The following is an 11538-nucleotide window of genomic DNA, read 5'->3' as shown; positions in this document are numbered from 1 at the left end:
GGCCTTACGTCTGCCCGGAGTTGGGAGTACACCACGAGACTCCCGGAGGCGATCACCCTCAGCGACCGTCGGTTACCGGGAAAGGCTCACTGGTCCACTTTGCAGCCGTCGCCGACACCAGTGCTCAAGGTGAGGTGTGGCAATGCCTTCTCGTACTGGACTTTCAACCGGTTCTTATGTCAACATCCGTTCCGGTCACGAAGCCGATCGCGCCCCTGGACGAACGTCGGCTGGCAACCTCGCCCACCGCGCAAGGTGCCCTCCAGGGAAGACCAGGCCTTCACGATCCCGTGGGGGTAAGCGCGGATCTCCCTGCCCAGCGGGTAAGGGGGTCCCCTGGGAGGGAGACCTCATGCCTGCTCACATGTCGATGGCCCGAACACCGCAGTGGGTTCAGTACCAGCAGGCCGTGGTGGATGTCGAGTTGCCCGAAGGAACGGTCCGAGTGACACCGGCACCGCGCGGGACCGCGGTCGGCTCGTTTCCTGCCCCGCATGGGGGAAGCATCCACGTCATCACGGCCCACAACCCTGGTGGCGGCCTCACATCCCGGCTGGAGAACGACCGCGCCCACCAAGAGCTGCTCGACCAGCTGCGCCGACGGGGAATTCGGTGGTTGCCTGCTGTCGGCGGTGACCCGGAAGGCCGGCACACGGAGGAGAGCGCAGCGATTGTCGGCCTGAGTGACCGCGAAGCATGCGCACTGGGCCGGCAGTTCGGCCAGGACGCGGTGTTTGCCTGGTCGGACACGACATGGAGGCTGCTTTCCTGCTTCGGAGCCGAAGGGGCACCAACACGCGGCTGGCAGGCAACCATGCGGTCCCGGCAGGACTGACCCCAACCAGCCCGACTCCGACCGTTCGGGTGACATGGACACCTTCTCCGATTCGAGAGCGGCCGCGCTGACCCGCACAAAGCACGCCACGGGCGTCGTCCGGTTCGCCAAGAACGGCGCCCGACCGGCCTCCTGAACGGCTCTGCGGCCCCAAATACTGTCGGCCCGGGCCTCGCGTCTGCTTTCAACCGACAACCTGGCTGGTCGCCCTCGGCCGCGGGTTGTACCGGAACCAGATCCGACCTGAGGAGTGCCGCCATAGCCCCACCCCCGCGATGCCCGCACTGCGCCGCATCACTCCAGACAGAACCTCCGCCAGGTCTCGGCGCCTCTCGTGGGTCCGGTCGCCACCCGGTGACCAACCGGGCCTTGCACGTCATCGTTCACGAGGTGCACCCCGAGCCGTCGCTGTACGCCTGCCCCGACTGCGGGGGCCGCTGGCCGCGTGGGAGGCCTGCCTCGGCCGATCCTGTGCGCAAGCGTGCCCTGCCCTATCTGCGGGTGCGCAAAAGGAGCGCCGTCCGCACCGGTCAGCCCGGCCAGACGACGCCCGACAAGGAAGGTGAGGACCCCGTGCACCTCGAAGACACCATCACCTCCCCGTACGCCCGTGTCGAGCGCAACGAGAGCTCTGGCACCTACTCGATCGTGGTGATCTCGGAGCAGCCCGGCAACGCCGACACCGTGGAGGTGCTTGCCGTGCCGGACCTGCCTTCCGGCATTGTTCCGGGCGAGGAGGCGGAGCTCGACGCCCTTGTCTGCGACGCCGCCGAGGGCGTGCTCCTGGATGCTTCCTATGAACTCACCTCGGCCTGGCGAGCCGTCGGCGACCGCTGTTACCTCGTCGGCGTCAGCATCCCCGACCGGGTCTTCGAGAAACAGGACGAGCGGCTCAGGGCGGCGGAAGCGGCCGTTGAGGGCCTGGAGTCGGTCGACCGGACTGGGGCCGAGGCCCTGTTCGAAACGGCTGAGACCACCCCCGACGGGGACCTGGGCTCGGCCTACGAGCTCGACGAATGGCTGGAGAAAGAGGTCAACGTGGCCTTCTACCGGACAGCGGACGGCCGCCTGCTGGCCCGCCCCGCGGACCGCTTCGAGCAGCCCAGCACCAAGCTCTTCAGCGCCCGTTACAGATCGGCCTCGCTGGTGGCGGTGTTCCCCAACCCCCGCCCGATGCAGACCGTTCTTGATCACTCGCATGGCGATGTCGAGGAGTCGGACGACGACTTGGACGATGAGTGCGGGCAAGCCCCGCAGGGAACCGATGGAAGCGGGGACGGGGATACCTTCCCGCTGCTGTGCGCGGACGCGGACGTGTCCTGGCCACCCGTACAACGGCTCAACGCCCGCCGGGCGCGGCAGTTCCTTCTGGTATCCCTGTACGACAGGGATCGTGCGGAATTGCGCTGGTACGACCAGTTGCTCGCGCGGGGGCACGCCCTCGCCTTCTACGCGGGTGCCGGCCCGGATCCCCGGGAACTGATCATCCGGCACTACGGCGGCCCCCGGCCAGGGATCCTCCCCATGCAACCGCCGCAGACCTTGGGGCAGGACGACGACGCCTACAGGCTCGTGGCCATCTACGAGGGGCCTCCGCTGTTCGGGAAGGATTGGCGGCACGCCGTCTCCACCATGCCGCTCGAGTCGTTCCTGACGGTCTGTGTGTCACCCGTCAAGGGCGAGGAGGCGGAGTATGCACTGTGTGTACGTGACGGTGTCCTGCAACTGCTGAGGGACGAGGGGTTGACCCGGGAGGCGGTGACCGTGCTCGGCACTCCCTCGCCCGGGAGCGATCCGCTGGCCCTCGCCCTCACCGCGGTCCCGGACCTTCTCACCTTCCCGCCCACCGCCGCCATGGACATCTCGGCTTCCGCCCCGCACGCTGTGGCCGACGCCATCCGCTTCACCTCCAGCCCCGCAAAGAACACTTGGGGGGACCTGTACGGAGAGGACTGGGACGATTACGAGTGCGCGAACGAGGACTTCATCCGCCGACACGACGACCTGACGCCGCTGCGCCTCGACGTCAACGGCACACCGCACCTTGCCGCCACGGTCGACGGTGACTGGGTGGTGATCCCCGTGGACGACGAGGAGATCCAGCTGAACCGTGGCTTCCTCGAGGTGCTCTACGACTTCGAGGGCGGCGGCATCTCCAGCGGCCGGGGAAGCCAGAGCATAGGAGAGGTACGACCGGGCCTCAACGCCTACTGGGAGGACTTCTCCGAGGAGAACTGGGACAGGGATCTCACGTTGTCGAGGGGAGACCTGGTCAGATTCGCCGTCGAACAGGCGGGTAACTCCCGGTTCGTGGCCAACGTCGTCCACGCCCTGATCGGTGGTCTCGACGAAGTTCCCGAGGCCGCTCTCGAGGGGGATCTTGAGCACTACGAGAACGTCATGGTATTCGCCGGCTTCGCACCGGACGACGAGGAAGGTCTGACGTTCTTCCGTGCAGTTGGTGACCGCTACGGCAACGAGTCTGCAGTCCACAAGCGCATCGACGAATACCTCGCCGAGATCGCACGGCCGGACATCAGGCGTCTGATGGGCCAGCCATGTGATCCGAGAGACTTGCTGACCATGACCGCAGAAAGCGACCTTGATGTGTGCGGGGAATGACGACGACGATGGAGCGATGGACTACGAGATCGAAGCAACTCCGAGCGTGGTGTCAGCCTGGAGCGTGAGGCGGCTGCCGTTCGAACCCAATGGGTGGCAACGTAGGTTCCGGGATGAACTACGGCTGGCGCTGCGGGCACTTGAACCAGAGCGTGGGTATGGGCTGATAGCTGAGTACGACGCCCCGGACGACGCGTTCGTCGACGTGGAAAACGTCCTGCTGTACAACATCGGAGCGGGTTCCTATGGGCATCTGCTCGGCCCGGGGCTGGTCTGCCGCCGCGGCAGCAGCACCGACGGTCGACACCATGTGCGCTACAGCCTCGTCTCGGCGCTACCTGATCCCGACCCAGAAGCCGCTGTGGTGATCGGTGATCTCGCTGCCGACCTTGGCGCCCGGCTGCCGCGGACGCCAGGGGAATGGTGGATGCGGCTGCGCCCGCGTACCACGATACGAATCGGAAGGCCTGGGGCAAACCGAGTGGCAGACTCTTTCGTGCTGGACTTGTCGGTGGCGGGACCTGACCTTCCGGGTCGGCGCGCGGCAGGTGCCGTCAAGGCTCTACTCGACGGCGTGGTCAGCTGCTTCCACGCCCACGACGGCAGCGAGTCCGACGTACTCCAGCCGCGATTGAGAAGCCTCGGGGGCGAGCACGCATGGGGGCGCGTCTGTGACCCATCTTCCGCGGTCCTCGGAGTGTGGCGTCTTGTCCGCCCACACGGCAAAGGCATCGCGTGGAACCCGGCAGATGAACGCTGTCATGCCTTCCGCGTCACCTTCGCCTATGACACCCGGTGGAAAGTGCAGGCCCAACTCCGCGTCCACGCATCACCGGACGCCGAAGATTGACATGTGCGTTGGAACGAACGGGCTCATCGTCCGCGATGCCGGCATCAGCAACATGGCCCAGGTCCTCGCCGGTCTGATCCAGAACGGCGAGTTCGCACAGAGCCTTCAACGCCTCGACGACTGACAACTGCCCAGCGTGCACGTCTCATGCTGAAACGATCAGTAAGTGCCGCCCTGGTGCCCGGCCTGCCCGAGCATGGGCACGGCCTCCAGTACGAGTACGGCGAGATCGTCCTCGATCGGTTCGGTGCTGAAGTCGTGGGTCACCTGCCGTACCCGCTCCGCCACGGCCTTCGCCCCCAGCCCTACGCACCCCCGCAGCACTTCGGCAAGGCCGTCGTTGTCGTCCAGTTGGTGGCTTCCCCGGCGCCGTTCGGTCACGCCGTCGGTCACGCACAGCAGTGCCTCGCCCGGTGCGAGGGTGAACGAGTTGGCGTGGAATTTCGCGTGCTCGTCGATGCCGAGCAGCATCTGTGGATCGGCGGCCTGTGTCACCGAGCCGTCGGCCGACAGCCGCAAGGGAAGCGGGTGTCCGGCGCTGGCGATCGTGCAGCGCGCGCCGCCGGCGATCAAGTCGGGCTCCAACTCGCCGTAGAGCAGGCTCAGGAAGCGCGGCCCCGCCTGCTCGCTGCCGAACGAGACCGCCTCTGCGCTCTCCTCGGTCATCGCGCTATTCAGCCGGCTGAGCAGGGACTCGACGCCATGGCCCTCGCGGGCCAGCAGCCGTACCAGATGTCGGGCCAGGCCGGTGGCGGACATCGCCACCAGGTCGTGGCCGCACACGTCACCGAGCAGGAAGCACCAGCGGCGGCCCCCCATCGGGAACAGGTCGTAGAAGTCCCCGCCGACGGTCTGGCTCTCACCGGCCGGCTCGTAGACGATCGCCGTGTCGACGCCCGGAATCACTGCGAGGGACGCGGGGAGCTGCCGGCTCTGGAGTGTCCTGCTGATGGTCAGCTCGCGGGTGTAATGGCGGGCTGTGACCACCGCCTGGGCCACTCGCCGGACCAAGTCCTCCGTGAGCCGCGTGGCGGCGTCGGTCATCGGGGACGGCCCGCTCAGTCCGAGCAGCAGCACGCCATGGCATTCGCGGCCCGCGACCAGGGGAAACGCCAGCGCCGAGCCGGCCGCGCCCGTGGCATCCGTGTCTTCGGGCCAGGGCCAGGGGATGGCTGTCGTGCTGAACCGGGCAGCCGGCGGACGGTCCTTCTCGAGCGCCAGCCGGAGATCTTCGATGTGCCGCTCGTCCCGGTGCCAGACGCGAGACAGCCGCATGCCGCCGCATTCGGTGGATAGCCACACGCCACACCAGTCGGCGAGTCTGGGGACCAGAAGCTGCCCGGCGAGTGCGGCGACCATGTTTTCGTCCAACTGGCCGGCGAGGAGCTCGCTCGCCTCGGCGAGGAGCGACTCACCGCCGTGGTCGGCCCATATGGCGCCGCGACCGCGGTGCCCGCTGCGCTGGGTGGTCGGAAGCGTGTCGGGGGCCGGCGCGTCGTCCCGACCCTCGTCACCAGGTTCGAGCGGGGCCGCCAGCTGGAACCACACGGCCTTCTCGGTGTTCCGGTAGGTGATTCCCCACGAGGTGGCCAGCGCGTGCACCAGCTGCAGACCGCGGCCGCGGAGATTGCTCTGTACGTCCTGGTCGGTGCTGATGGCGTGGGATGGATGGCGGTGCACTACTTCGATCACCACCCCCGTGGTCTGCCCGGCCCCGGCCAGGGCGGACGAGCTCGGGAAGTCGTCCCCGATCTGCATCCGGCAGGCGATCTCGACCTCGAATCCCCTGGGCGTGGCGGCGCCGGTGACGAGCTCGCTGACGAGGAGCACGGCGTCCTCGACCAAGCGGCCACTGATCGCGGGGTGCTCCAAAGCCGCCGAGGTGGTCCGCTCGGTGAGAGCGGCGCGTACGAACCGTCGCGCGGCGGCAGAGGCGAACTCGTTCGCGGGCACACGCATCCGTGAAACCGAATGATGCAGGTCAGGCGGCAGGCCCACAGATGACTCCCGGCTCACTACCGACGCTCGAGTGGATGAATGTAGTCTAAATCACCCAGAAGGATGCATATGGTGCAATCATCCCAATGATCGAAATGGGTTTCCATGGCACGCGACCTGGCCTCGTCTGATCCGGCTTCTACCGCTTCGGATTCCCCCGATACCGCTCCGGGCACCTCTGAGCAGCAATACGCGGGACTCGCGAAAGCGCCCGCCGAATCCGCCGGCGCCGTCGACTTTGCCGGATCCGCGGAAAGGCCGGGCATCGGCCTGGACGGGCAGTGGGTGCGCACGGCCGAACTGCGACCGCTCCTCGCGGCGATGCATTCCTTCCGTGACGGCGATTTCACGGTACGCATGGAAGGTGTGCACGAAGGCGTGCTCGCCGAGATGGCGGGGGTGTTCAACCAGATCGTCGTGCGTAACGCGCATCTGGCCTCCGAGCTCGAGCGGGTACGCCGGGAAGTGGTGCGGCAGGGCCGGATGGACGAGCGGCTCGCTGCGAGCCCCGGGCACGGGGCGTGGACCACGAGCGTGGACGCGGCGAACACGCTGCTGGAAGCGCTGGTCGTCCCGATGGCCACCGCCACGCGGGTACTGGACGCGGTCGCGGACGGCGATCTGACGCAACGGGTCGAGCTGCACGACGGCAAGCGCCAGCTCCATGGTGATCTACGGCGCCTGGGACGCGGCGTGAACCGCATGGTGGACCAGCTCTCGCTCTTCACCGGTGAGCTGACCCGGGTCGCCCGTGAGGTGGGTACGGAGGGGCGGCTCGGCGGCCGGGCCAAGGTGCAGGGGCTCTCGGGCGACTGGCGCTATGTGACCGAGGCCGTGAACGCCATGGCCTCGCGGCTGACCTCTCAGGTCCGCGACATCGCCGTCGTGACGACGGCCGTCGCGCGCGGCGATCTGACCCGGCAGGTCACGGTCGAGGCGACCGGTGAAATGCTGGAACTGAAGCTGACGGTGAACACGATGGTCGACCAGCTGCGCGCGTTCGCCGACGAGGTGACCCGGGTGGCCCGCGAGGTCGGTACAGAGGGGCAGCTGGGCGGCCGGGCCCAGGTGCCGGGTGTCCAAGGTGTGTGGAAGGATCTCACGGACAACGTCAACTTCATGGCGTCGAACCTGACCTCGCAGGTGCGCAACATCGCCCAGGTGACGACGGCGGTCGCCAACGGCGACCTCAGCCAGAAGATCACGGTGGACGCTCGAGGCGAGATCCTGCAGCTCAAGAGCACCGTGAATACGATGGTCGACCAGCTGTCCGCGTTCGCGGACGAGGTGACCCGAGTGGCCCGCGAGGTCGGTACGGAGGGGCGGCTCGGCGGCCGGGCTCAGGTCCGCGGCGTCTCGGGGGTGTGGAAGGACCTCACGGAGAACGTCAATTTCATGGCGGACAACCTCACCTCGCAGGTCCGCAACATCGCGCAGGTCGCCACCGCCGTAGCCCAGGGCGACCTCGGCAAGACGATCACGGTCGAGGCGAAGGGCGAGATTCTGGAGCTGAAGTCGACCATCAACACGATGGTCGACCAGCTGTCCGCGTTCGCGGACGAGGTGACCCGAGTGGCCCGTGAGGTCGGCACCGAGGGGAACCTCGGCGGACAGGCCCAGGTCCGCGGCGTCTCCGGCGTGTGGAAGGAGTTGACGGACAACGTCAACTTCATGGCGTCGAACCTGACCTCTCAGGTCCGCAACATCGCCCAGGTGACCACGTCGGTCGCCAACGGCGACCTGTCGAAGAAGATCACGGTCGATGCGCGGGGCGAGATCCTGCAGCTCAAGGAGACCGTGAACACCATGGTCGAGCAGCTGCGCGCGTTCGCGGACGAGGTGACGCGGGTGGCCCGCGAGGTCGGCACCGAGGGGAACCTCGGCGGCCGGGCCCAGGTCCGTGGCGTCTCCGGGGTGTGGAAGGACCTCACGGACAACGTCAACTTCATGGCGGACAACCTCACCTCGCAGGTCCGCAATATCGCGCAGGTCGCCACCGCCGTCGCTCAGGGCGACCTGTCGAAGAAGATCGACGTCGATGCGCGCGGCGAGATCCTGGAATTGAAGACGACCATCAACACGATGGTCGACACGCTCTCCTCGTTCTCGTCCGAGGTCACCCGCGTGGCCCGCGAGGTCGGCAGCGAGGGCCGGCTGGGCGGTCAGGCCCGCGTCGAAGGCGTATACGGCACCTGGAAGCGGCTGACGACGAACGTCAACGAGCTGGCCCTGAACCTCACCACTCAGGTCCGCGCCATCGCGGAAGTGGCCAGCGCGGTCACCCAGGGCGACATGTCCCGCTCCATCGCGGTCGAGGCACAGGGCGAGGTCGCCGAGCTGAAGAACAACATCAACCTGATGGTGTCCAACCTCCGCGAGACCACCCGCGCCAAGGACTGGCTGGAGTCCAACCTGACCCGCATGGCCGCCCTCATGCAGGGCCACCGCGACCTGGTGGAGGTCGCCGACTTGATCCTGCGCGAGCTGACGCCGTTGGTGAATGCGCAGTTCGGAGCGTTCTTCCTGGCCGAGGCGGGTGCGTTGCCCGGGGAGGGCCTCGAGTTCATCGCCGGGTACGGCACCGACCAGGCCGGCGGGACCAGCCCGCTCCCCGGTACGGGCACGCCCGGACGCGGCCTCATCGCGCAGGCCGCCCAGGAGAAGCAGCGCATCCTCATCACGGACGCCCCGCCGGACTACATCACCGTCATCTCCGGGCTTGGCTCGGCGCGTCCGGCCAGCGTCGTCATCCTGCCGATCCTCTTCGAGGACCAGGTCCTCGGAGTCATCGAGCTGGCGTCGCTCAGCAGGTTCAGCGATGTGCACCTGGCCTTCATCGACCAGTTCGCCAACACGATCGGCGTCTCGATCAACACGATCATCGCCAACTCCCGTACCGAATCCCTGCTGTCGCAGTCCCAGCGCCTTACCTCCGAGCTGCGCGAACGCTCCGACGAGCTCCAGATTTCCAACGCCGAACTGGAAGAGAAGGCCGCCCTGCTCGCGACCGCCTCGCAGTACAAGTCCGAGTTCCTGGCGAACATGTCGCACGAACTGCGCACGCCACTCAACTCGCTGCTCATCCTGGCCCAGCTGCTCGCCGACAACCCCGACGGGCACCTCTCCGAGCAAGAGGTGCAGTTCGCGACCACCATCCACCGCGCGGGCTCCGACCTGCTCCAGCTGATCAGCGACATCCTCGACCTCTCGAAGATCGAGGCCGGGCGGATGGACGTCCATCCGAAGACACTGCCGCTGAACAAGCTGCTCGACTACGTCCATGCGACGTTCCGGCCACTCACCGTCGACCGCGGACTGCAGTTCGAGATCGAGGTCGGCGAGGACGTGCCGCGCGAGCTTTACTCCGACGAGCAGCGCCTCCAGCAGGTCCTGCGCAACCTGCTGTCCAACGCGGTGAAGTTCACTCACTCGGGCAGCGTGGAACTGCGTGTCGATCGCGTGCCGAGAGAGCAGTTCGAGGAGGAGACGCTCAAGAGCGCCGAAGCCGTCATCGCCTTCGCCGTCGAGGACACGGGGATCGGCATCGCACCCGAAAAGCTGCCGGTGATCTTCGAGGCGTTCCAGCAGTCCGAGGGCACCACCAACCGCAAGTACGGCGGCACCGGCCTCGGCCTGTCCATCAGCCGGGAGATCGCCGGGATGCTCGGTGGCCGAATCGTCGCCGAGAGCGAGCCGGGTGTGGGCTCCCGGTTCACCCTCTACATTCCGTCGCACCACCCGGGCGTACCCAGTGTGCGCAGCCGGGCGGAACTGCGGGCATCCAGCGCCTCGGATGCCACCGTCCCACCGGCGCCTGCCGTGGAGATCACCGCAGCCGGCACGGCCGGCGACGACGCGGCACCGATCCCGAGCGACATGTTCGACACCGTCGGGAGCCCCAGTCCAGAGAGACTGGTCCTCGACACCCTCAGCCCGGACACCCTGGGCCAGGACAGCCTGAGCCCGGAGGTCCCCCGCCCGGACGACCTGCTCCGCCGGGAAGGCACCGGAGCCCTGGACCCCCGTGAGGACACCTGGCCCGAGACGACCCGGCTCAAGGAGTGGCTCAGCGGGCGTCCCGGCCGGGTTCTGGCGGGGCGCCGCATCCTCATCGTCGACGACGACATCCGCAACGTCTTCGCGCTCACCCATGTGCTGGGCCGCGTCGGCATGACGGTGAAATACGCGGAGAACGGCCGCGAGGGCCTCGAAGTCCTGCAGCGGTCCCCCGATGTGTCTCTGGTCCTGATGGACATCATGATGCCGGAAATGGACGGATATGAGACCATCCGCACCATTCGGCGCACCCCCCGGCTCGCTCACCTGCCGATCATTGCGCTCACCGCCAAGGCCATGCCCGGCGACCGCGAGAAGGCGATCGACAGTGGCGCCTCCGACTACATCCCCAAACCCGTGAACATCGACCGCCTGCTTTCCGTCGTCTGTGATCTGCTCGACCCGCCGGACGGCTCTCATGCGGCGGACCCGGACAGCGCCGTGCCGCAGCAAGGCAACAGCACGGAGGGCCACGACCACGATCCGCCGGAGCGCAAGACGTGAGCACCGCCACGCTTGACCCGTGCAGCATCCTCATCGTCGATGACATGGAGGAGAATCTCGTCGCGCTCGAGGCCGTACTCGGGCCGCTCCACCAGCACTTGGTACGGGCACGCTCGGGAGAGGAGGCACTGAAGGCGATGCTTCGCCAGGATTTCGCGGTGGTCCTGCTCGACGTCCTGATGCCGGGCATGGACGGCTTCGAGACCGCCGCGAACATCAAGCGCCTCGACCAGACGAAGGACGTGCCCATCATCCTGGTGACGGGAGTCGAAGCCGGATCGGACTACGCCTACCGCGGGTACGCCCTCGGTGTCGCCGACTTCCTGACCAAGCCCATCGACCCGTGGGTGCTGCGCACCAAGGTCAACGTCTTCCTCGACCTGCACCGCAAGAACCGCCAGCTGACGGCGCGCCCGGCGGCAGAGAACGTGGCCGGGCTCGCGGAGATCTCTGCGCGGCTCGCCGACGTCGAGCTGTTGCTCCACAACCAGCCGGGCGGAGACACCTCGGGACTCGCCGACCGCATCGCGGCTCTGGAGCGTGCCGTGCGCCATCTGTGGGCGCGCACCGACGCTTATTGAGCCTTTCCCGGTAACCGACGGTCGCTGAGGGTGATCGCCTCCGGGAGTCTCGTGGTGTACTCCCAACTCCGGGCAGACGTAAGGCCCCTGGT

The 11538-nt window shown here is 67.4% G+C and carries 7 protein-coding genes and 1 riboswitch; of the genes, 6 read left to right on the top strand and 1 reads right to left on the bottom strand.

Annotated features, from left to right (window positions below):
- The first annotated feature begins 193 nt into the window (after window positions 1-193).
- Window positions 194-309, top strand: a riboswitch (SAM riboswitch).
- Window positions 310-352: 43 nt separating this feature from the next.
- The 4 genes from ACIBJF_RS48705 to ACIBJF_RS48690 all read left to right on the top strand — a co-directional run bounded on the left by ACIBJF_RS48705 (window position 353) and on the right by ACIBJF_RS48690 (window position 4431).
- Window positions 353-835 (top strand): DUF3293 domain-containing protein, encoded by a 483-nt coding sequence (locus ACIBJF_RS48705; RefSeq protein WP_399184324.1) that lies wholly within the window; start codon window positions 353-355, stop codon window positions 833-835.
- A gap of 369 nt (window positions 836-1204) precedes the next feature.
- The gene (locus tag ACIBJF_RS48700) at window positions 1205-3457 is read left to right on the top strand and encodes a hypothetical protein (protein WP_399184322.1); all 2253 of its coding nucleotides are present in this window, start codon (window positions 1205-1207) and stop codon (window positions 3455-3457) included.
- Window positions 3458-3473: 16 nt separating this feature from the next.
- Window positions 3474-4307 carry a hypothetical protein gene (locus ACIBJF_RS48695; protein ID WP_399184321.1) on the top strand — a complete coding sequence of 278 codons (834 nt, stop codon included), beginning with the start codon at window positions 3474-3476 and terminating at the stop codon, window positions 4305-4307.
- Between the two features lies 1 nt (window position 4308).
- Window positions 4309-4431, top strand: a complete 123-nt coding sequence (locus tag ACIBJF_RS48690) for a hypothetical protein (protein WP_399184320.1) — start codon at window positions 4309-4311, stop codon at window positions 4429-4431.
- Window positions 4432-4466: 35 nt separating this feature from the next.
- Here the strand turns inward: ACIBJF_RS48690 and ACIBJF_RS48685 are convergent, their stop codons facing one another.
- Window positions 4467-6266, bottom strand: a complete 1800-nt coding sequence (locus tag ACIBJF_RS48685) for a SpoIIE family protein phosphatase (RefSeq protein ID WP_399184319.1) — start codon at window positions 6264-6266, stop codon at window positions 4467-4469.
- A gap of 360 nt (window positions 6267-6626) precedes the next feature.
- Between ACIBJF_RS48685 and ACIBJF_RS48680 the strand changes: the two genes are divergently transcribed.
- Window positions 6627-10865 carry a HAMP domain-containing protein gene (locus ACIBJF_RS48680; protein ID WP_399184326.1) on the top strand — a complete coding sequence of 1413 codons (4239 nt, stop codon included), beginning with the start codon at window positions 6627-6629 and terminating at the stop codon, window positions 10863-10865.
- A gap of 44 nt (window positions 10866-10909) precedes the next feature.
- Complete coding sequence (locus ACIBJF_RS48675) at window positions 10910-11446, top strand: two-component system response regulator (protein ID WP_399184325.1); 537 nt, start codon at window positions 10910-10912, stop codon at window positions 11444-11446.
- Window positions 11447-11538 lie beyond the last annotated feature (92 nt).

It is taken from the genome of Streptomyces sp. NPDC050743, from assembly GCF_044456925.1.
GTDB lineage: Bacteria > Actinomycetota > Actinomycetes > Streptomycetales > Streptomycetaceae > Streptomyces.
Note: the sequence above shows the minus strand (reverse complement) of the source record. Positions and strands in the feature narration are given on the sequence as shown.